Source organism: Veillonella seminalis (assembly GCF_003992065.1).
Classification (GTDB): domain Bacteria; phylum Bacillota; class Negativicutes; order Veillonellales; family Veillonellaceae; genus Veillonella_A; species Veillonella_A seminalis.
The window spans coordinates 82703-102744 of sequence record NZ_RQUZ01000002.1; the positions used below are offsets into that span (position 1 = coordinate 82703).

The following is a 20042-nucleotide window of genomic DNA, read 5'->3' on the forward strand; positions in this document are numbered from 1 at the left end:
TAGAATGAAAAAATTATTAACAATCATTGCTGCCGTTATTTTAGTTATCGGTCTCGTAGCCGGTTGCGGCTCTTCTAAAGACGGTGGCAGCGATAAAAAACAAGGCACTATCGGTTTTTCCGTGTCCACTTTAAACAATCCGTTCTTCGTATCTTTAAAAGACGGTGTTGAAAAACAGGCTAAAGAATTAGGCCTTAAAGTTAAAATCGTTGACGCTCAAAACGACCCTGCAAAACAGGCCAATGACGTTGCCGACTTATTAGAAAGCGGCGTGTCCGTATTGATCGTAAATCCGGTTGACTCCGCAGCCATCGCTACATCCGTTGAAGCAGCGAATGCTAAAAACATTCCTGTAATCACAGTTGACCGCTCTACCGATAAAGGTAAAGTCGTAGCTCATATCGCTTCCGATAACATTAAAGGCGGCGAAATGGCGGCTCAATTAATTGTTGACAAACTCGGTGCCGGCACAAAAGTTGCTGAAATCGAAGGTATTCCGGGTGCTTCCGCTACTCGCGAACGCGGTCAAGGCTTCCACAATATTGCCGACAAATCCTTAGACGTTGTAGCTAAACAGAGTGCTGATTTCGACCGCACTAAAGGCTTAAACGTTTCCACTAACATTCTTCAAGCTAACCCTGATGTAAAAGCTATTTTTGCTCACAACGACGAAATGGCCCTCGGTGCTATCCAGGCTGCTAAATCTGCCGGCAAACAACTTTTCATCGTAGGTTTTGACGGTACGGCAGACGCTGAAAAAGCTGTTCAAGACGGTACTTTAGCGGCTACTATTGCACAACAACCTGAATTGATGGGTAAAATTGCTGTAGATACTGCTTCCAAAGTTATTAAGGGTGAAACTGTGGATAGCAAGATTCCTGTAGAACTTAAAGTAGTAACCAAATAATAAACATACACTTTGATATTGTTTGATAGAAACATTGATAGAGATTGACCGGCCGTGCGCTTTACCCTTCAAGGTAATAGGCGCACGGCTTTTTATTTATCCTATAGTTATCGGCAGCTTAAAATATTCTTTACCACATTATATACCGACACTAAACTCATCTTTATCATGCATCTTCTGCATCAATACTGAATTTTCTATTTAATTCAACTTTAAAGAGTGGTACAATAAATTGTATACTATATTGTCAGACAAAAATCGTTATCTTGTCAGACTAAACTGTAACAGACTGAGACTTACCTTGTTTGTCTGATACCTCGGATGCTTCGTTTCCGACCTTTGAAAGGAGATATTAATTATGAGTAATTTTACTGTAACTGCTACTGACAAAAAGCTGCTCGACCTTTTGGCGACAGACGCGAAATTAACACATGACCAATTGGCGGCCATGTTAGGTGTAGCCGAAGCTGAGGTATCTGAACGTATCGCCGCCCTCGAAGCGGAAGGAATTATCAAAGGCTATCAAGCCGTAATCGACTGGGAAGCCATCGATGCCAATAAAGCAACAGCCCTCATTCAGCTCAAAGTTACCCCTGAACCCGATCAGGGCTTTGATAAATTGGCACACCGCATCATGCAATTTGAAGAAGTGGAAGGTGTCTACCTCATGTCCGGCGGTTATGACTTGACCGTTATCATTCAAGGGCAAAGCATGCGCGATATCGCCCTCTTTGTAGCCCGTCGCCTCTCCACCTTGGAAGGCGTACAAGGAACAGGCACTCATTTTATCTTAAGCCGCTACAAAGACCGCAACGTTATCTACCATGACGAAGCACAAAAAGAAACAAGGAGTAATGTGTTCTATGATTAATTATGATAAATTTTTAAATCGTGAGCTGACCAATGTAAAACCGTCCGGAATCCGCCGTTTCTTCGACATTGCCAGCGAAATTGACGATGTCATTTCTCTCAGTATCGGCGAACCGGACTTCACTACGCCGTGGCATATTCGTGAAACCGGCATTGATACCTTGGAAAAAGGAAAAACCTGGTACTCACCGAATCGCGGTTTTTCAGACTTGCGAGAAGAAATCAGCCGTTGGTTTAATCGTAAATACGAGGTAAGCTATGATCCGGCTACTGAGATTCTGGTTACTGTCGGGGGTTCCGAAGCCATCGATTTAGCGCTTCGTGCCCTCATTAACGAAGGCGACGAAGTCCTGATTCCGGTACCCAGCTTTGTTTGTTATACGCCACTTACAGAAGTATCCAAAGGTGTATCCGTACCGGTAGAAACAAAAGCGGAAAACAACTTCCGCCTTACTGCCGAAGATATTCGTGCCCATATTACACCGCGCACTAAACTCTTAGTGTTGCCATTCCCTAATAATCCGACCGGTGCCGTTATGCGCCGCGAACATTTAGAGGAAATCGCCAAAGTTATCGAAGAACATGATTTACTCGTTATTTCCGATGAATTATACAGCGAGTTAACCTACGGCTCCGAACCGCATGTAACGATTGCTTCCATTCCGGGCATGAAAGAGCGGTCTATCGTTATCAACGGTTTTTCCAAAGCCTTTGCTATGACGGGTTGGCGTTTAGGTATGGCTCTTGGTCCAAAAGAAATCATTACGCAAATGACGAAGCTCCATCAATACGGCATTATGAGTGCCCCGTCGGTTGCTCAATATGCCGCCATCGAAGCCTTGCAAAACGGTGACAAAGACATTGAATATATGCGCGATCAGTATGATATTCGCCGTCGACTTTTAGTTAACACATTCAATCAATTGGGACTGACTTGTTTTGAACCGGAAGGGGCCTTCTATGTGTTCCCTGATATCCGTTCCACCGGTCTTGATTCAGAAACCTTCTGCGAAAAATTGCTTTATGCTAAACATGTGGCGGTCGTACCGGGCAATGCCTTTGGCGATTGCGGAGAAGGGTTTGTCCGTGTAGCTTATGCCAACTCCTTAGCCAACATCAAGGAAGCGTTAAAACGCATTACTGAATTCCTGGAAGAATTAAAAGCTTAATAATAAATTAGCGTAATTAGCTCCGCATCACAGAAACCAAGGTTTCTTGTCATAAAAGCAAAAAATTATAAGCATATAAAAAAGCCCCCTCACCACGAGGGGGCTTTCGTTATGTATAGTTGATGTTTCTTTTAGATATATTTTTTAGCCAATGCTTCGAAATCAGCTTCATGGTCCTGAATCCAAATATCATAGGCAACACCGGCTGCATTTAAAATCTGTGCCAATTCGGCAAAGAAGGCCGGTAAATCAGCAGTTGTAATGGCACCTAAAGGTTCGCCGAAAGTTACAACGCCCAATTCATCACTGCCGCCTTTAAATAAATTGAAAGCAGGTTGCGGTTTGCCGTCAACTTGTTTAACAAAACCGTGTAAGCCTAAAGTACCAATCTGATGGGTACCGCAAGAAGAAGGGCAACCGGAAATGTGGATTTTTGGTAACAAGCTGTCATCAATACCTTCCGCTTTTAAGTGAGCCAAAATGTCTTTGTAAGCTACCTGAGAATTCTGGAAACCTACCTGGCATTTAGACGCACCAACACAGCATACGCTGGCGGAGAAATTGGAGGTAGAGCTGTCATCTTTAATAAGATCATATACTTTACGAGCTTCATCTGCCGTCAAGTTAATGAAATACGTACCTTCTTCACCGGTCATACGAGCTTCGGTGCCTTCCAAGGAACCTACGTATTGGAATACGTCACGAGCCACTACCGGCTGAGCATGACCTCCTACCGGATGATAGTATACGTAATATAAACCGTCTTGAACCTGTTCACCGATTAAACCGTTAGCTTTTGCCAATTCTTCTTGGGATAATTTGCCGTTGCCGGTTTTAGTAATTGTAGTATCAGGTACAGTGAAGTCCAAGTCTTCTACGCGTTTAGTAAACAATAAGAATTTATTGTATGTTTCACGGAATTTATCTTCACCCATTTCAGCAACCATATAACGGGTGCGGTTTTTGCTACGTGTTTTATAGTCCGCATTTTCAATAAATGTGCGAACCATAGCTTTAATATAATATAAAATTTCGGACGGCTCTACTTTTTCTGCCAATAAAATACCTTTACGCGGATTGCCGCCGAGGCCGCCTGCTGCATATACAGTGAAGGTACCGTCAGCCTGTGCCCAGAAACCTAAATCCTTGAAAGTTACGTGGGTAGCGTTTTCAAGACCGTTAGTAAAAGCAACTTTAAGTTTACGCGGCATTTTGAAGTCAGGAATTAAAGTCAAAATGTATTCGCTGGCCACCTGCACATATGGGGTGATGTCGAACGGTTCACCCGGTGTTACACCGCACAACGGACTGGCTGCAATATTACGCGGATGGTCACCGCCGCCACCGCGAGAATAAATTCCCTGAGCGTGACATTCTTTAAACATTTCAATGATTTGTGGTCCCTGAAGGCTGTGAATCTGAATAGATTGGCCGGTCGTAAAATGTAAATGAGGTAAATCATTGCGAGTGAATAAATCAGCTAAAAAGGCCAATTGCTTTTGCGTAATACGTCCCCCCGGTAAACGCAAACGGAACATGCCTGTATTCGCACCGCGTTCTGCATAAGTGCCGAACGGGCCGGACAAGCCTTTGTAGTCATTAACTGAGATTTCTTTGTTAAAAAACTGTTCGCTTACTTTAGCAAACTTCGGTAAATCTTTGATGAGGCGTGCTTTCACCTCTTCTGTTAAAAATGTCATCTTATAGCCCTCTCATTTCTTTATAATGACATACCTATATCAACTTCAAATACAACTGTCTAAATCGTAACACGCCACTCGAATCGCGTCAATATAGAAAGCAATCCGAGGGACGAATTATGACTCTATTTAATTTAATAGTATTAACCAAGGCTAATACAAATCGCGCTAACAAATAGTATAAATCTAATACAATATTGAAAATGTGATAATTGTCACATTTATCACATTTTACCTCGTAAACCTACTTAATTCATATTAGCGACGATACACACCCTGCTTAACTCTAGGCGGTTGCAAAATCATAGACCACATAATGCCCGCTCTTAAACCGCCCGGCGGTAAACGATGATTGCCGCCATGAAATATATGCCGCCCTGTAACAGCTGCATTTGGTTGCCAAGCAGCCGATGCAGGCATTGTTTTAACCGGTTGGGCAGACGGAATAGTCGTACGATTCGGTGAAATAGTGACCGTCTTCGGCACTTGACGTGCTGTTTCGGTTTGTGCCGGACGAATCGACTCTTTACGTTTTGCTTCCGCTCGTTGCTCTGACGCCACAATAACCGGTTCAGGTTGCCGCTGTTGCGGTGAAGATACATCTCTAGGACGAGGTGCCTCCTGCGGTAACGAAGCTTCTTGCGGTAAAGAGGCTTCTTGTGGCATAGGAACACCAACGCGTCGATTTGTCTCACCGGACATGGTGGATTCTCTATACACCTGAGCTTCTTTACGTGTCGGCTGAGTTCTCGGTGCCGTCGGTTCCTTCCGTTCCATCTTAATGCCGTAATAGCGTTCCATCTCTTCCCAAGACATAGGCGACTTACCTTGCCCACGAGCACGGGTATTTTCCGTGCCACCCGTGCCTTGTGTGCCAGTATAGTCACCATTCGAAGGTTGATTTCGCGACTCATTAGACGGCATAGGATTCGTCGGCTGCTGAGACCGTGGTCCCGGCCTGTTTTGCTCACCCGGTTCGGACCAGTCAAAACCGGTCCGATTTTCTATATCAGCATTGTCTTCGTTAGGATTCTTATTCTGAGAATTACGCCGTTTTTTGCGATTATCAAAAATTACAGACCCCAATAGAAGCAATACTACTATTAACCCCAAATCCATAGCTTAAACCTCGCTATTTATTACGTGGGTTCGGCTGAGTCGTTAACTCCGTCGTTTCCCCTTCAGCAATAGTTTCACGCATCTTAGTATCAGCCATAATATTGTTCATATTGTAATAATCCATAACGCCCATGTGACCGTCACGCAATGCTTGAGATAAAGCCTGCGGTACTTCCGCCTGTGCTTCCACAACTTTTGCCTGCATTTCCTGCGTATACGCTCTCATTTCCTGCTCTTTGGCCACAGCCATGGCACGACGTTCTTCCGCTTTTGCCTGGGCAATATTCTTATCCGCTTCCGCTTGATCGGTCATAAGTTGAGCCCCGATATTACGTCCTACATCAACGTCGGCAATATCGATGGATAAGATTTCAAAAGCGGAGCCCGCATCAAGACCTTTATTCAATACAGTACGGGAAATGTGATCCGGATTTTCAAGTACATCCGTATGTTCTTCCGAAGAACCTACCGTCGTTACAATACCTTCACCGACACGAGCAATAATCGTTGCTTCGCCGGCTCCGCCAACTAAACGGTCAATATTGGCACGCACTGTTACACGGGCACGAACTTTAAGCTCAATCCCGTTTTTAGCCACAGCGGAAATAGTCGGTGTTTCAATAACTTTAGGATTAACACTCATCTGTACTGCTTCCAATACATCACGACCGGCCAAATCAATGGCAGCAGCACGTTCAAACGTAAGCGGAATCGACGCACGTTCAGCAGCAATTAAAGCATCTACGACGCGGTCTACATCACCGCCTGCCAAATAGTGAGCTTCCAACTGATTTACATTAACAGAAAGGCCCGCTTTATTAGCTTTTACCAGCGGCAAAACAATCTTCGACGGTGATACACGACGCAAACGCATCCCGATCAAAGTAAAAATGCCTACATTAACCCCGGCCGCTAATGCGGAAATCCATAATCCCAACGGAACAAAATGGAAAAACAGGGCCACAATTGCGACGACTGCCACAATGATAAACATAAAGCTGAAATTAACTATCGCTTCCATAGAGCCTCCTCATTTGTTTATATAAAAAATTCAGTACAAGTCCTTAATACAGGACTCTAAGAATATGGCAAACTACTTTGCTTCTTCAGACTCAACTTTTCTGACTACCACACGGCCACCGGTAACCGCTACTACCACGACTTTCGTCCCCGGTTCGTAAAACTCGCCGTCCGTTATAACATCAATAATATTTTCACCGAAAAGAGCCCTTCCGGCCGGCCTTAACACCGATTGCGTTACTCCTTCTTGACCCAATAAATCTACCCGTTCATCATTGCCGCTATAGCCGCGATCTTTAGTAGATTCCAAAGTTAAAGTCAAACGTTTGCCAATCCAACTGTGCGGCACTTTTTTTATCAACCATATGCCGACAGCCAGTGAAATAACGGATAAAATAGCTACCACTACAGCTGCAGTAGCTCCGGCGCCTAAATATAAATAGAGTACCGCCAATAACAGAATCATTCCGCTCACACCAAATACGCAAGTGCCCGGCACAACGGATTCAATTCCAAGCAGCATAATACCACCAATCAGTAAATAGGTTACCATCGGTCTCCTCCTTTCTCCTAATTAGTCCTTTAATTAATATAATTCAATATGAGAAGTAACAAATCCTCTTTTTCAAAATGTAAATTAAATTTTTACATACTTGACTTAAAGTCGACTCCAAGGATTATACTGGCACTGAAATTAAAGCTTGTATTAAAAAGATTAGAGGCGATTGTAATGAAGGCATTAATTATTTACTATTCCTATCGCGGCAATACAAAACATATTGCTGATGTCATTTATTTGTAGCAAATACGAGGTCTATAGAATATTGCCCGGTTTGTGGCAATAAAAGCCTTATGTGGTATCACAAAAATAACTATCTTATCAACTTTTTTTACGGAGATGTAACAGGAGAGTTGCCTATTATGGACTACAAAACATATCCCCAAAATATAGATAACGGACGAACAGAAACATGCCCGCGTTGCGAACTAGAAAACATAGATTCCGATTGGAACTACTGCCCGATTTGTTCGCTACCTACTCAAAATGTCTGTGAAGATTGTGGCGAAAAATTAGAACCACATTTTCGCTATTGTCCTAAATGTGGGACAGAAAGCCTTTATTTCAAAGAAAAAGCTCTAACATCATGGAAAGATGAACGCGACGCACAAAACAGTGCCACTACAGCAGAGGGAACCCCTTGGGATGAGGATAATATCCCTTTCTAATCAATTAAAGCAAAAAAATCCCCCACCCGCGGCAACGGATGAGGGATTCATATACAACACTTGGAGAAGTGCCGCATACTCAGTAATTTAATTATATCACGGTACACGCTCCAGGTCTATTAACCATACCTATTTTTAAGACAGGAGCGTGATTTTTTATGAGAAGAGCAAATGGTTCGGGTTCCGTATATAAGATGACCCACAAACCGTTACGTAAGCCCTACCGGGCCGTTATCACCATCGGCGAAGATGAAGAAGGCCGTATGATTCGGAAAACCGTTGGTACCTTTCGTACTGCACGAGAGGCCCTCGAATTTCTAAAGAATTATAAAGGTGATCCAAAAGTTTTTGAAAAACAAGACGTTACCTTTGGCACGTGCTTTAAATGGATGAAAGCCGACAAGGAACGTCAAGGTATTACCGCATCAACGTTAGCCAATTACGACTTAGCGGAACGACGGCTGGACGAATTAATGGATATGCCTATAGGCGATGTGAAACTAATCCATCTGCAACGAATTGTAGATGACAATAAGGAGTCGTCACGATCCACGATTAATAAAATCGTATTGGCCATGTCAGCTACGTTCGTTACAGCCATTAAACACGATATAGATGTTAAGGATTACTCTAAATTTGTAGTACGCCCACCGGCTGAAGAAAGTACTATTCACTCCGCTTACACACCAGAAGAGATACTAGCGTTATGGCAGAATCAGGATGAAGGCATCAATAAGCTCAAACTGATTTACATCTACACCGGAATGCGTCCACGAGAATTAATCAATTTACGCGTTGAAAATACGTATTTAAAAGACGGTTATGTTGTTGGAGGTAATAAAACGAAGGCCGGTAAAAACCGTGTCATCCCAATTGCCAAATGCATACTTCCCTTTGTATTTGAGCTTGTAAATAAAGCTCGGTTTAACCGGGATGAAACATTGGCCGGTGTTATTGGTGACTACGCCAAACTCAGACGTCAATGGGTAAAAGGTGGGCACCTGCCACACGATGGCCGGCACACTTTTGCGACGATGGCTGCCAATGCCGATATTAAACCGCACATCATAAAACTTATCATGGGCCATAGTATCAAAGACCTAACGGAAGGCACCTATACGCATAAGACAATTAAACAATTAGTCGATGCCGTTGAGCTGCTCCCGACACAAAAAAATCTGATACCGGTTGAGCAACAGTTGTGTAACGACTAAAAAAGTCAACACCGTCGAGCATATTCTGTAAATGAGAAAGCCTGTAACCACGCATGGTTACAGGCTTTATTTATTAGAGGACGTGATTACCAGTCCAAATTCTCTTTTATATCTAAGTTCATCGTTTGAATGACTTAAAGAATAATTTCCATTTATAGATTTCGTTCCTTCAGGAAATACTAGAATATTTGTCTTCTCTTTCTTTTCTAAACCTTTATCACTAAAAGCGATTATATTTCCCTCAGAGGAATACATAAAATCATCTTCCGTCCAAGTAACATCAGACTTTGCAAATGCACTTGTATGCACAGTTGATGTTAAAACTAATAAAAGAGCCATAAAAAAGGCTCTTAGTCTGTTCGTATTAAATTTCTTCATTATGAATGTTCTCCTTTTCTTTTAATTTTTCTTCTCTTTTTCTATCATTAATTTTCTCCATTAATTCTTCCAAGCTAATATTGTTCCTCCTAAGAGTTACAATTATTTCTTCATTTTCAACTTGTATTTCTTCATCGCAAATTTCCTTGTATTTTGCATTTAAATCTTTCAATTTCTCTTCTATTTTTTTCTTTTTATTTCTAATACTTACAAGTTTTCTGTTCACATAATATCTCCCTTCTATCTTGGTCTTCCAAAACCATAAAAGTGTGATTTCCAATATTTTGAATTTATTGATGTGTATTGAATTGGATCTCCTGCGTGAATCATCATTCCGTTACCTGCGTATATTCCTACGTGAGATATTGGTGTTCCACTGTTATATGTTGAGTGGAAAAATATAATATCTCCAGGTTGAGCTTCACTTGGACTTACTGGATTACAATAGTCTTTGTATATTCTCCATGCAGTTGTTCTTGGCATTCTCTTTACACCAGACTTTGTAAATGACCAACATACAAAACCTGAACAGTCAAAGTTAGATGGTCCACTTGCTCCAAACACATATCTTTTACCTATATGTTTTTCTGCTTCATTAAATAAGGCTTTGGCAGTAGCTGAATCAAAAGCAAGACCAGGATTTCCAAAGTTTGGATTATCTACTATTTCTCCTAAGTCCCCATTACCTGATCCAAAAACATCTCCCATATTCCCCTTGGCTTCTAGAAGAGCTTCATAATGAACTACATTGTCTGGATAATCTTTAAATATTTCCCTAACAACTTCATCCATTTCTTTTTTCTTTAAAGTTACAATTAACTTTTTATATTCGTACTCTTCTTTTTCATAGCTAGTATAAGGATTACCACGACTATCATATCTTGTTCTTGCTACTGTTCTTGTTCTAATTTCAATTTCTTCTTTAAAGTCAAGCTTATACATCTTGTCGAAAAGTTCTTTTAAAATTCCTTTTACTTCAGATGCTGATTTTACTTCTCCACATCTTGAAGTTATATAGGATAAAAGTTCATGGGTATTATGACCAATTTCTCCTTCTTTATTTATGATATATTCGTCATATCCAGGATGACTTGTTTTTACACTTTCTATTTGTGATTGTAGGTCATATTCCATTGATGAAAATTCTTGATTAACTTCACTTAGAACTGTATCTTGTGATAGGTATGTTGTTGTCATTACTGAGTTTACTGAGTTGCTTAGTCCACTCATACCAACACTTCCACCACCAATCATGATTGATAGCATAAGACCTAGTCCTATTACTAGAAATAGAACCATCTTACTTTTTCTTACGATTAGCTCTTTAGAAGCCTTACCTAAACTTAAAATAGCTTTTTTAACTCTATCTACCAGTCTTGTTTCGTGCTTTTTAGCTATCATGCTTTTCATTTGTTTTCTCTGGTAAAACTTCTTAAATCTATTTTTCTTTATATAGGCGTCTGACTTTTTTAAATCTTCCAAACCACTTTTAAACTCCAACTTGCTTTTTCTCTTTCTTATTTTCTTATCAAGTTTAGATAGCTTTTTTAAGGACTTTTTCTTTTTGTCTAGCTTATACTTCCTTATTCCATGCTGGAGTTTAGAGCTTACATTAGCGGCCTTTTCTCCAGATTCTACACCAGTATTGTCAGATCCTGAACTTAAATAATCTCTCACTAACTCTGATGACTTAGCTCCAGATAATAAAACCCCAGAAGATAGACTTCCTTTAGTTTTATTCTTTAAAATATTATCCTTTAGCTTGCTTTTAGACTTTTCAAGCTCTCCAATCTTTTTATCTGAGATAAAATCTTTAACATCTTGTGATTTCTTAGAATCTTTAGTTGTAACTTTCTTAGATTCATTTTTTAAGTCATCAATTTTCTTTCGAGTGAATTTATCACTTTCATAATTTTTTCTTTTGTAGTAAGTCTTCTTTTTATTAACTTTCTTTTGTTCTGAAGGTTTAAGGCTTGTTTCCTTTTCATCTTTTATAAATTCTTGATTATTGTCCTTAAACTCAGGATTATCAAAAGTTTTTTCTGTATCAACTTGGCTTAGCTTATTTTCTTTATCTATTTCTTTAGAAAATTTTTCCTTATCTCTAAACTTCTTTTCTTGATAAAGCTTCTGCTTTTGCTTTTTATCGATATTAGTATTACTCTCGTTCTTACTTACTTCATCTTTAACAAGCTTATCTTTTCTATATATTCTCTTACTTTTCTTCGCTTCAATAGGTTTATCTTCACTTGTATGGATTCGCTTAGACTCTTTCTCGTTGATTTTGTCTTGAAATTTATCCTTACTATGAATAAGTTTATCCTCATAATTTTTAAGAACTTGTATTTTACTTGATGCCGTCTTATTGCTTATTGGTTGAGCCTTAGCTGAGATATCATCTGTTGTTAGTTTATTAGAATTAATATTTCTACTATTTTCACTATCAAAATTTACCTTTTTGAAGTCTACATCTAAGTCTTCATCAAGTTTAAAGCTTTCATCTGCCCTTATTTCAAGATTAGCTTGTTTTGTTTCTTCAACCTTATCCTTATTATCTAAAACTTCTTTTCTAATTCTTTCCTTGTTTTTAGACTTCTGAAAATCTTTTAGTTTATCTTGTTTTTGATCTTTAGCTAATACATTCTCATGAATAAGTTTAGATTCTTTTTCTGAAATTTTATCTCCGAACCTATTCCTAGTCTTAATAATCTTATTGGTATAATCATCTGAATGAACAAGTTTACTTTCAAGATTCGTTTCAGGAGCGTCCCTATTTCTTATAATTTTCTTTTGAAAATCTTTTTTTAGTTTTTTATCCATATCACACCTACTTAGCTTCTTCTGGTTTTGTTGTCATTAGCTTATATAGCATGGTATCTTTAGGGAATTTATCTATAAAGGGAACAATAGTATTCCCGAAGAATAATAGTCCCTCACCTGCGTTTGAATTAGTAATATAGTTTAACTGATAAGGCGATATTTTTAATTTCTTAGCAAGAATATCTCTATCTCCAGATGCTTGATTTAACATTAGAACAAAGTCTGTATTATCAAAGATATTTTCAATTTCCTGACTTGTTAAAAGGTCTTTTACGTTTTGAGTTATACCTGTTGGAATACCTCCCCATTTTCTAAATCTTTTCCAGATTTCTACTGAATATGAGGCAGTTTGTGGGTCTTTTAATAAAAGGTGAAACTCATCTATATAGTATCTTGTAGACTTGCTTCCTCTATTAAGGGAAACCTTGTTCCAAACCTGGTCTTGAATTACAAGCATACCTATTTTTTTAAGTTGTGTCCCTAGCTCTTTTATATCAAAACAGAGCAGTTGTCTATTTAAGTCAACATTTGACCTATTATTAAATACATTAAGACTTCCCTTAACATAAATTTCCATTTCTGTTGCGAGTTTCCTACCAACTCCCTCTTCTTGAGATAGGAGCATATCGTATAAATCTCCTAGTATAGGCATATTTTCTGGTTTGGGGTCTTCAAAATATTTTTGATATATCTTTGGTAAGCACCTATCTATAACAGATTTTTCTGCAGCAGTAAGACCAGATCCTCCTACTACAAGTTCAAGCATAGACATTATGAAGTTTGCCTTATCCTTTAAAGGTGCGTCCCCATCTCCATAGTTCATATTAATATCTAATGGATTTAGATAATCCTTTGACTTTGCTGAAACTTTAATAACTTCTCCATTAAATTGTTTTACAAGGTTTGAATACTCGCCCTCAGGATCACAAATAATTACATCATCATCTGTTACAAGAATTGCATTTGCCATCTCTCTCTTTGCTGAGAAAGATTTACCAGAACCTGGTGTACCTAATATTAGACCGTTAGGGTTCTTTAGTTTCTTCCTATCTGCCATAATCAAGTTTTGGCTAAGGGCATTTAATCCATAGTACAAAGAATTTGCCGAATCAATAAATAGCTCTTCTGTTGTAAAAGGCATAAATACTGCCGTTGATGATGAAGTTAAAAATCTTTTTATTTCGACTTGATTAACTCCTAGAGGTAAGGCAGAAACAAGTCCTTGCTCTTGTTGGTGAGATAATCTTTTTAGCTGACAATTATGTCTGTTAGCAATTGATGAGATTTGAGCAATAGTGTTTTCTAATTTTTGATTAGTCCTAGCAAAATTCATCATTACTATGGATACTACAAAGAGCCTTTCATCTCTATTTTGTAAGTCAGATAACATGGACTTAACATCAGCCCCAAAAGTATTTATATCTGAAGGAATAATATCCATATCATATCCAGCACGAACTGCTTTCTTTTGTTCTTCAATTTTCATTCTATCCAGGTCTGTGTTTTTTCTCTTAATAAGTTTAATAGCTTCTGCTTGTTCAACTACATCTATATGAAATGCTACATAAATATTGTCATCAATATCTAAAAACTCAGATAGCATTCTGTCTGATAGCTCACTTGCTAGTATTTGAAAATGGCTTACTGCCCCAATATATTTCCCAAATTTAAAATTATTTGCTGGTGCAAAATTAAAGATATTGGGAGTTATATGTGATTTTGTAGACTCTTTCTTATTCAAATCTTTATATGAAAAATTAAAGTTCTTGTCTGGATTTAACATATCGTGAACAAGTCTTAATCTTTCTTCGCCATCAAGACTTTCTGCTCTTACCCCCATAGATTTAAAGTTAGATAAAATATCCACTTCAAGTCTATTTAACTTTGCTCTTGCTTGCTCTAGGTTATCGGCTTCTGTGGTAAAGGTTATATACTTCATCTTTTTAAGTCCGTTATTGCCCTTTGCAAGTTGAAGCTTTAACATCTCCCTAAACTCTTTTCTTACATCGTCATAGAAGTCTCCCTTGTCTGCAATTTTAATTGCATCTTGTAGGTCTTTATTTCTTCCTAATTGATTTACATACGAAAGTTCGATGTGTACACTTGGATCAAAAGAATTTAAAAAGTTGGCAAATTGGTTAAAGATTAAATCTCTATCTTCTTCCAATGCCAACTGGTAATTTATATCTTGAAATGAAATTGTCTTTGAATAATTTTTTTCATCTAACTGGCAAATGCCCTCTGGTAACATTCTTATATATGGAATAGTGTCCTCAACAGTAAATCTCTTTTTCTCTTTCTTTAAAAGTACACTTAGAAGACTATTTGTTGGATCTTTCTTTGTTTTTAACCTTCTTACTTCCTTTCTGTCTTTTTTTAATTGTTTTTCCCTTAGTTTTAAGTCGCTGATTTGCTTTTTTCTTTGCTTCAAGGTATGCCTCCTTTCTTATTCTCTTAGCTGGTTGATAAAACTTATGAAGATAGAAAAATTTAAAATATTTTTCAAAAGTTAAGGTATCTTTTTCATATAAGGTTATAAAAAAGATTGGCAGGGTTACTATTAGCATTACAATAATAGAAACATCATTAGGTAGATATTTCTTCATAAATAAATAGGTTGGTATGCCAATTAGTCCTGCCACAGAAAAACCTATAAGTTGTCTTTTAGTTAAGTTAAAGGCAACCTTTGTTTTAATCTTGTCCAAATCTTTTGGTATTGGTACGTACGCCATTTTAATCTCCCTCTACTTCTTCTTTGGAAAGTTCAAGTATATGGTCATAATTAGATGTTGTTTCTTCTTCTAGGTAGCTAATTCTTTCTTCTAATTCTTCTTGTTTTTCTTCATTTCTGTCATTGTATTCTCCTTGATACATAACAAATTCATTATGACATCTTCCGAGTCTATTTATTCTCCTCTTTAAGTTTCTAATCTCTTCATTTCTTTTTTTCTCTTTTAAGATTTCATAAGTTCCTCCCAATAAAAATCCAAGTCCCAATAAAGCACAATTTTTCTTTTTTAACATTTATTCCTCCTAGTGCGTATTCATAATACTTTTTGCAACTGTTCCACTTTTAAACATCATAAGTCCAAGTAGTAGAGCATATCCTAATATACTAAACAAGCTTGCGTGAATATCTGTAATCTGTACCGTTCTTATTAAAACGGTGTAGATACCTAAACATATCATCAAAAACAAACCTTGTAGTCCCAAGGCAAAAAGTCCCTTGATATAATTTGTTCCAATCTGACCCCATTCTTTATTTCCCATAGTAGCAAATGGTATGGATGATACTGATGAGTAGACATATATTTCAAACATACGCCCATATACTATTAATGTAATAGTTAAAGATATACATTGAATTGCAATCCTCACTAGGCTTGTTTCAACTAGTATCATTAAAAGCTCACCTATTTCTTTTTCTTTTAATGCATCAACCATTGCAACTATCTGATTTCCTGAAACAGTGGCAGAAGTAGTGATTACCCCTGCCGCTTTGTTTACAAGATTTTGTGCCACATCAAAGACTGCCATTGAAAATTCAAAGGCATGGCTTGCAAGGTAGACTGCTATAAACATCTTTATAATGTATTTGAAAAACTCAAAAGTATCTGTATCGTGCATATTATTCTTTTGCATAACCATATTTATGAGTTCAATACATAAAACTGCTGTTATGATAAGACCTGCTATTGGAACAATCACATTATCATTAATATTTTTTATGAAGTTATATACTTCTCCATTCCAACCCATTGGCGTTTTCCCAACATCAGTTGCAATAACTCCTACCTTGTCATTTATATCTAAGAACATGGACTCAAGATTTGCTTTGATACCTCCAAGTAGCATATCCTTAAAAAATTCAGTTAGCTTGTCAAAGATACCAAACATAGACTTTCTCCTAATTTAAAACATTTGCAAGTAGTGGAATTAACTTAATACCGATTAGTACAATTCCTCCACCAGCCATAAGCTGCTTAATACCTTGAGATTTTACTGATGTGCGATAAAGAAGTAATAGAAGTGTAAAAAATTTTGCCGTTCCTATCCGGCACTTGCGCATTGTGTCGGATAGGTCGGGCGGTTATTCGGGCAAGTCCACCTTGCCAACAAAAGAATAATAAATCTCAATGTCCTGTCTGCGGGTCTTGTTCTCGTCATAGCTGCACTCATGCACAACGATTTTCTCTACAAACTCCCGCAGCAGAGTAGGGGTAAGTTCTTCAAAGCTGGTATGCCGCCGGACAACATTCATAAACTTTTCTGCGTTCACGGTGGCTTCCTGTGCTTTGGAAAGCTCCGCTTGAATAGCAGCGGCTCTTTCTTTCAGCTCCCGTTGCTCTGCTTCATAGTCTGCCGACAGCTCTGTGAAACGCTCGTCTGATATGCGCCCGGTCACGCTGTCCTCATACAGCCGCTTGAAGATAGCGGATAACTCGGCTATGCGTTTCTCGGAGGCTTCCAGTTCCTTTTTCTTGGCGGCGTTCCTGCGTTTGCCCCCGTCCTCGTTCTGCTCAATCAAGAGTTTCATAAACCGGGCTTCATGCTTTGCCGCATAGCTGGTCACTTTCCGCAGATTGGAGAGTACACCAGCGGTCAAGAGGTCGGTGCGGATAAAGTGCGCCGTACAGTCATGGGTGCGTTTCTTGTAGTTGCCGCAGATATAACAGTCCTGCTTGCGCTTGTCCGTCTGGTATCGCTGCTGATACATCACGCTGCCGCAGTCCGCACAGAACAGTATGCCGGAGAACAAACCCACTTCATCATAGCGGTTTGGGCGTTTGCGCTGTTTGCGAAGCTCCTGCACCCGTTCCCATGTTTGGGTGTCTATGATAGGCTCGTGGTGGTTCTCGAAAATCACTTGCTTTTCCGGGGGATTTTCTACACTGTGCTTGACTTTGTAAGAAAGTTTTTCTGTCTTGAAATTTACCAGACAGCCTGTGTATTCCCGGTTTTCAAGGATATGCACTACGGTATTGGTCGCCCACTTGCACTCATAGCCGGGGTGGTAGCGGCGGGTGCTGCCCGTCCTGCGGTATTCAAGCGTTCCCGGCGTGGGGATTTGCTGCTCTGTGAGCATACGGGCTATCTTGGTCGGACCATTCCCGGCAAGACAGAGGTTGTATATCTGCTTGACTACGGGTGCAGCTTCCTCGTCAATAATGAAATTTTCATCCTCGTCCATGAGGTAGCCATACACAGGCTTGCTTGTGATGGGCTTGCCATTCATGCCTTTTGAGCGTTTTACTGCTTTGATTTTCTTGCTCGTATCTCTCACCAGCCATTCGTTAAAGATATTCCGCAGCGGGGCAAAGTCATTGTCGCCCTGTGCGCTGTCCACTCCGTCATTGATAGCGATGAAGCGGACACCTTTCTGTGGGAAAATCATTTCCGTGTACATTCCCACTTGCAGGTAGTTTCGCCCTAACCTCGACATATCCTTTACGATAACTGTCCCGACTTTTCCGGCTTCAATGTCCGCAAGCATGGCTTGAAAACCGGGTCTTTGAAAGTTCGCACCAGAATAACCGTCGTCCGTGTACCAGCGCAGATTGGAAAAGCCGTTCTGCTTTGCATAGGTTTCAAGGATACGCTTCTGATTGGAAATGGAATTGCTTTCGCCTTGCAGCTCGTCCTCATGGGATAGTCTTGGGTAAAGGGCGGTAATTGGTTGTTGGTTGGTCTGTCTTAACATAAAATCCTCCGTTTCCGACAGCCAGCCCCACTATTCCGTACCTTGATTGTACCACATGGGGCGGCTGTCTGTATAGCGGCAAAAGCGTCAAATCTGCTTCTTTATGGTCGGTCAAATCGCCGTTTTTTGTGTAGCAGCTTCCGCTTCCAGCACTTTCATCATCTTGTCGGCTGCGGTGTCGGTTGCGCCCTGCTTGAAGAAGCCGGAAACGGTAAGGACGGAGTTGCCCATGCGGATTTCCGTCACACAGTCCGGGCGGCGGTCTGTTTTGGTGGTGCTTGTCTGTTTCGTTTCTGTCATAGGCTCTCCTTTCGCTGCTTCATCAGTTGCTTTAAGCGTTCCAGCTTTTCCTGTGCGGTTTCCTTTCGGAAGTTGCTGCCCGTGAAGCGGACGGGGGCGCACATGGAAGTCAGCCTGTCATAGATACGGGCGTGGGGCGTGTCCTGCGGGTGCTGCAATTCCTCCAGCGTGAGGTTGGTCGTGGCGATCAGCGGCTTGCCGCTTCGGTAACGGCTGTCAATCACGCTGTAAACCTGTTCCAGCCCGTATTCTGTTCCTCGCTCCATACCGAAATCATCAAGTATCAGCAGAGGGTAGCTGCAAAGGCGGGAAATATATTCGTTCCTGCCCTCAAAGCTGGCGGCAAGGTCACCCAGTATCGTTGCAAAGTTTGTCATGCAGACGGCAACCTCTTTTTCCATAAGGGCGTTGGCGATACAGGCGGCAAGGTAGCTTTTTCCCGTCCCCACGCCGCCCCAAAACAGGTAGCCGATATTTTCAGCCTGCATGGTTTCCCAGCTCTCCACATAAAAGCGGGCGGTTTCGGTCTGCGGGTTTCTGCCGTTGTCATGCTCAAATGTCCAGTTCCGCATAGCAGGGTCGGTAAAGCCCCGGCGTTTCAAGTCCTCCACTTTTTCAAGGTGCTTCTGTCGGCTTTCGGCGGCTTGCTGCTTTTCACGGGCTGCCCGCTGGCAGTCGCACTCTGCCGGGTGGCGGTCACGCCCGAAACAAGTCTTTCCCTCTGCAAAATAGGCTTCTTTGGGCGTATGGCACTTACCGCAGTATAAAAGCCCGTCCTCGCCTGTGTAGTCCTCCGCTTCGGCGGTAGTGGCTGTAATGTCCGTAATCATAGCTTCAATTCCGTTTTTCATAAGCTCTCGCCCTCCTTGCATGAATAATCGGGTATGCCCTGTTTCGGGGCAGCCTTGCCTTTGGCAGCGTCCTCCTGCGCCCACTTGTAAATGGTGGCTGCATGGCTGTGGTACTGTTTCCCGGTGGAAGCGATATGGCAGGAAAGCCGGTCAATATAATACTCCCACTTGTCGGGCAACTCTGTTTTTAGCCCGGAAAGCTCTGTATCGGTCAGTATCACATTGTTGTATCTGCCATAAGCGGCGGGGGCGGGGTGTCCCGTTTCTCCCTCTCTCTCTTTTTCTATCTCTATCTCTTTCTCTAACTCTATCTCTATCTCTGGTGGACGAATGTCGGACAAATGTCCGCCTTTTGTCCGGGGCGGTAAAAGTGCCTTGTTTTCCAGTCTTGCAGCCCGTTTCCGCTCGGCTTCGGTAGAGGACTGTCCTATCATCAGCTCAATGTCGGTCATATAGAAAGCCCCGCTGTCAAGCTGCTCCACAAGCCCCAACTGCCGGAAAATCTCTAAAGCCCTCTCAACCGTCCCTATCTGGTGGCGGGTCAGTGTCGCTATCATCTGCGCTGTGTAGGGGATATGCTCGTCAAGCTGCAATTTCCCGCCGTTTTTCAGCGATTTTAAGTACAGCTTCAAGAGGATATTGGAGTATAAAATCCCGTCTTTCATATCTTCCAGCAGCACAATGGAGTCGCTGTCAAAAAAGTTCTCTTTCAGCTTGAGGTAGTAATACTTGCGGTTATCTGCCATTGTCCCTGTCCTCCTTTTTC

General features: G+C 40.6%; 20 protein-coding genes and 1 pseudogene. 5 read left to right on the forward strand and 16 right to left on the reverse strand.

Going from position 1 to position 20042, the window contains the following annotated elements; genetic code table 11:
* Positions 1 to 4: 4 nt before the first annotated feature.
* The 3 genes from rbsB (at position 5) to EO126_RS01850 (ending at position 2946) form a co-directional block, all read left to right on the forward strand.
* Positions 5 to 907, forward strand: a complete 903-nt coding sequence (rbsB, locus tag EO126_RS01840) for a ribose ABC transporter substrate-binding protein RbsB (protein WP_127007200.1) — start codon at positions 5 to 7, stop codon at positions 905 to 907.
* 358 nt (positions 908 to 1265) lie between these two features.
* Entirely contained in the window at positions 1266 to 1778 is a 513-nt protein-coding gene (locus EO126_RS01845) for an Lrp/AsnC family transcriptional regulator (protein ID WP_127007202.1), read from the forward strand.
* A complete protein-coding gene (locus EO126_RS01850) occupies positions 1771 to 2946 on the forward strand; it encodes an aminotransferase class I/II-fold pyridoxal phosphate-dependent enzyme (RefSeq protein WP_006555747.1) in 1176 nt (391 codons plus the stop codon). The genes EO126_RS01845 and EO126_RS01850 overlap by 8 nt, the downstream gene beginning before the upstream one ends.
* 131 nt (positions 2947 to 3077) lie before the next feature.
* On the opposite strand, the gene EO126_RS01855 is transcribed toward EO126_RS01850, so the two are convergent.
* From EO126_RS01855 to EO126_RS01870, 4 genes are all read right to left on the reverse strand, one after another.
* Positions 3078 to 4646: a nitrite/sulfite reductase gene (locus EO126_RS01855; RefSeq protein WP_006555746.1), complete on the reverse strand. Its 1569-nt coding sequence runs from the start codon at positions 4644 to 4646 to the stop codon at positions 3078 to 3080.
* A 258-nt stretch (positions 4647 to 4904) separates the two neighbouring features.
* Positions 4905 to 5765, reverse strand: coding sequence for a hypothetical protein (locus EO126_RS01860; RefSeq protein WP_006555745.1), 861 nt, complete (start codon positions 5763 to 5765; stop codon positions 4905 to 4907).
* Positions 5766 to 5778: 13 nt separating this feature from the next.
* Positions 5779 to 6759: a flotillin-like protein FloA gene (floA, locus tag EO126_RS01865; protein WP_269145964.1), complete on the reverse strand. Its 981-nt coding sequence runs from the start codon at positions 6757 to 6759 to the stop codon at positions 5779 to 5781.
* Positions 6760 to 6858: 99 nt separating this feature from the next.
* Positions 6859 to 7338: an NfeD family protein gene (locus EO126_RS01870; RefSeq protein WP_006555743.1), complete on the reverse strand. Its 480-nt coding sequence runs from the start codon at positions 7336 to 7338 to the stop codon at positions 6859 to 6861.
* A 368-nt stretch (positions 7339 to 7706) separates the two neighbouring features.
* Here EO126_RS01870 and EO126_RS01875 point away from each other — a divergent pair, with 368 nt between their 5' ends.
* Both EO126_RS01875 and EO126_RS01880 read left to right on the forward strand, forming a co-directional pair.
* Positions 7707 to 8012, forward strand: coding sequence for a double zinc ribbon domain-containing protein (locus EO126_RS01875; protein ID WP_006555742.1), 306 nt, complete (start codon positions 7707 to 7709; stop codon positions 8010 to 8012).
* 158 nt (positions 8013 to 8170) lie between these two features.
* Positions 8171 to 9226, forward strand: a complete 1056-nt coding sequence (locus EO126_RS01880; RefSeq protein ID WP_006555741.1) for a tyrosine-type recombinase/integrase — start codon at positions 8171 to 8173, stop codon at positions 9224 to 9226.
* Between the two features lie 66 nt (positions 9227 to 9292).
* Here EO126_RS01880 and EO126_RS01885 read toward each other — a convergent pair whose 3' ends face one another.
* The 12 genes and pseudogenes from EO126_RS01885 to EO126_RS01940 all read right to left on the reverse strand — a co-directional run bounded on the left by EO126_RS01885 (position 9293) and on the right by EO126_RS01940 (position 20022).
* Positions 9293 to 9604: a hypothetical protein gene (locus tag EO126_RS01885; RefSeq protein ID WP_006555740.1), complete on the reverse strand. Its 312-nt coding sequence runs from the start codon at positions 9602 to 9604 to the stop codon at positions 9293 to 9295.
* Positions 9591 to 9830: a hypothetical protein gene (locus EO126_RS01890; RefSeq protein WP_002838498.1), complete on the reverse strand. Its 240-nt coding sequence runs from the start codon at positions 9828 to 9830 to the stop codon at positions 9591 to 9593. Before EO126_RS01890 ends, EO126_RS01885 begins: the two co-directional genes overlap by 14 nt.
* 14 nt (positions 9831 to 9844) lie before the next feature.
* Complete coding sequence (locus EO126_RS01895; RefSeq protein WP_006555739.1) at positions 9845 to 12424, reverse strand: CD1108 family mobile element protein; 2580 nt, start codon at positions 12422 to 12424, stop codon at positions 9845 to 9847.
* A 7-nt stretch (positions 12425 to 12431) separates the two neighbouring features.
* Positions 12432 to 14855 carry a VirB4-like conjugal transfer ATPase, CD1110 family gene (locus tag EO126_RS01900; RefSeq protein ID WP_127007204.1) on the reverse strand — a complete coding sequence of 808 codons (2424 nt, stop codon included), beginning with the start codon at positions 14853 to 14855 and terminating at the stop codon, positions 12432 to 12434.
* Positions 14746 to 15156, reverse strand: a complete 411-nt coding sequence (locus EO126_RS01905) for a PrgI family protein (RefSeq protein WP_006740597.1) — start codon at positions 15154 to 15156, stop codon at positions 14746 to 14748. Before EO126_RS01905 ends, EO126_RS01900 begins: the two co-directional genes overlap by 110 nt.
* Before the next feature lies 1 nt (position 15157).
* Positions 15158 to 15448, reverse strand: coding sequence for a hypothetical protein (locus EO126_RS01910; protein WP_127007206.1), 291 nt, complete (start codon positions 15446 to 15448; stop codon positions 15158 to 15160).
* A gap of 9 nt (positions 15449 to 15457) precedes the next feature.
* A complete protein-coding gene (locus EO126_RS01915) occupies positions 15458 to 16321 on the reverse strand; it encodes a VirB6/TrbL-like conjugal transfer protein, CD1112 family (RefSeq protein WP_127007208.1) in 864 nt (287 codons plus the stop codon).
* A gap of 10 nt (positions 16322 to 16331) precedes the next feature.
* A pseudogene (locus EO126_RS10895) lies at positions 16332 to 16424 on the reverse strand (Maff2 family mobile element protein); the annotation flags it as partial.
* A gap of 90 nt (positions 16425 to 16514) precedes the next feature.
* Positions 16515 to 18125 carry a recombinase family protein gene (locus EO126_RS01925; RefSeq protein ID WP_002569232.1) on the reverse strand — a complete coding sequence of 537 codons (1611 nt, stop codon included), beginning with the start codon at positions 18123 to 18125 and terminating at the stop codon, positions 16515 to 16517.
* Positions 18126 to 18236: 111 nt separating this feature from the next.
* On the reverse strand, positions 18237 to 18425 hold the full coding sequence (locus EO126_RS01930) for a transposon-encoded TnpW family protein (RefSeq protein ID WP_002569233.1): 189 nt from the start codon (positions 18423 to 18425) through the stop codon (positions 18237 to 18239).
* Complete coding sequence (locus tag EO126_RS01935) at positions 18422 to 19276, reverse strand: ATP-binding protein (RefSeq protein ID WP_002569234.1); 855 nt, start codon at positions 19274 to 19276, stop codon at positions 18422 to 18424. Before EO126_RS01935 ends, EO126_RS01930 begins: the two co-directional genes overlap by 4 nt.
* Positions 19273 to 20022 (reverse strand): phage replisome organizer N-terminal domain-containing protein, encoded by a 750-nt coding sequence (locus tag EO126_RS01940; RefSeq protein WP_002569235.1) that lies wholly within the window; start codon positions 20020 to 20022, stop codon positions 19273 to 19275. The genes EO126_RS01935 and EO126_RS01940 overlap by 4 nt, the downstream gene beginning before the upstream one ends.
* Positions 20023 to 20042 lie beyond the last annotated feature (20 nt).

Bases quoted from the DNA above. Each gene is read 5' to 3' on its own strand.
- rbsB (WP_127007200.1), top strand. From the start codon at position 5: ATGAAAAAATTATTAACAATCATTGCTGCCGTTATTTTAGTTATCGGT.
- EO126_RS01845 (WP_127007202.1), top strand. From the start codon at position 1,266: ATGAGTAATTTTACTGTAACTGCTACTGACAAAAAGCTGCTCGACCTT.
- EO126_RS01850 (WP_006555747.1), top strand. From the start codon at position 1,771: ATGATTAATTATGATAAATTTTTAAATCGTGAGCTGACCAATGTAAAA.
- EO126_RS01855 (WP_006555746.1), bottom strand. From the start codon at position 4,646: ATGACATTTTTAACAGAAGAGGTGAAAGCACGCCTCATCAAAGATTTA.
- EO126_RS01860 (WP_006555745.1), bottom strand. From the start codon at position 5,765: ATGGATTTGGGGTTAATAGTAGTATTGCTTCTATTGGGGTCTGTAATT.
- floA (WP_269145964.1), bottom strand. From the start codon at position 6,759: ATGTTTATCATTGTGGCAGTCGTCGCAATTGTGGCCCTGTTTTTCCAT.
- EO126_RS01870 (WP_006555743.1), bottom strand. From the start codon at position 7,338: ATGGTAACCTATTTACTGATTGGTGGTATTATGCTGCTTGGAATTGAA.
- EO126_RS01875 (WP_006555742.1), top strand. From the start codon at position 7,707: ATGGACTACAAAACATATCCCCAAAATATAGATAACGGACGAACAGAA.
- EO126_RS01880 (WP_006555741.1), top strand. From the start codon at position 8,171: ATGAGAAGAGCAAATGGTTCGGGTTCCGTATATAAGATGACCCACAAA.
- EO126_RS01885 (WP_006555740.1), bottom strand. From the start codon at position 9,604: ATGAAGAAATTTAATACGAACAGACTAAGAGCCTTTTTTATGGCTCTT.
- EO126_RS01895 (WP_006555739.1), bottom strand. From the start codon at position 12,424: ATGGATAAAAAACTAAAAAAAGATTTTCAAAAGAAAATTATAAGAAAT.
- EO126_RS01905 (WP_006740597.1), bottom strand. From the start codon at position 15,156: ATGGCGTACGTACCAATACCAAAAGATTTGGACAAGATTAAAACAAAG.
- EO126_RS01910 (WP_127007206.1), bottom strand. From the start codon at position 15,448: ATGTTAAAAAAGAAAAATTGTGCTTTATTGGGACTTGGATTTTTATTG.
- EO126_RS01915 (WP_127007208.1), bottom strand. From the start codon at position 16,321: ATGTTTGGTATCTTTGACAAGCTAACTGAATTTTTTAAGGATATGCTA.
- EO126_RS01925 (WP_002569232.1), bottom strand. From the start codon at position 18,125: ATGTTAAGACAGACCAACCAACAACCAATTACCGCCCTTTACCCAAGA.
- EO126_RS01930 (WP_002569233.1), bottom strand. From the start codon at position 18,425: ATGACAGAAACGAAACAGACAAGCACCACCAAAACAGACCGCCGCCCG.
- EO126_RS01935 (WP_002569234.1), bottom strand. From the start codon at position 19,276: ATGAAAAACGGAATTGAAGCTATGATTACGGACATTACAGCCACTACC.
- EO126_RS01940 (WP_002569235.1), bottom strand. From the start codon at position 20,022: ATGGCAGATAACCGCAAGTATTACTACCTCAAGCTGAAAGAGAACTTT.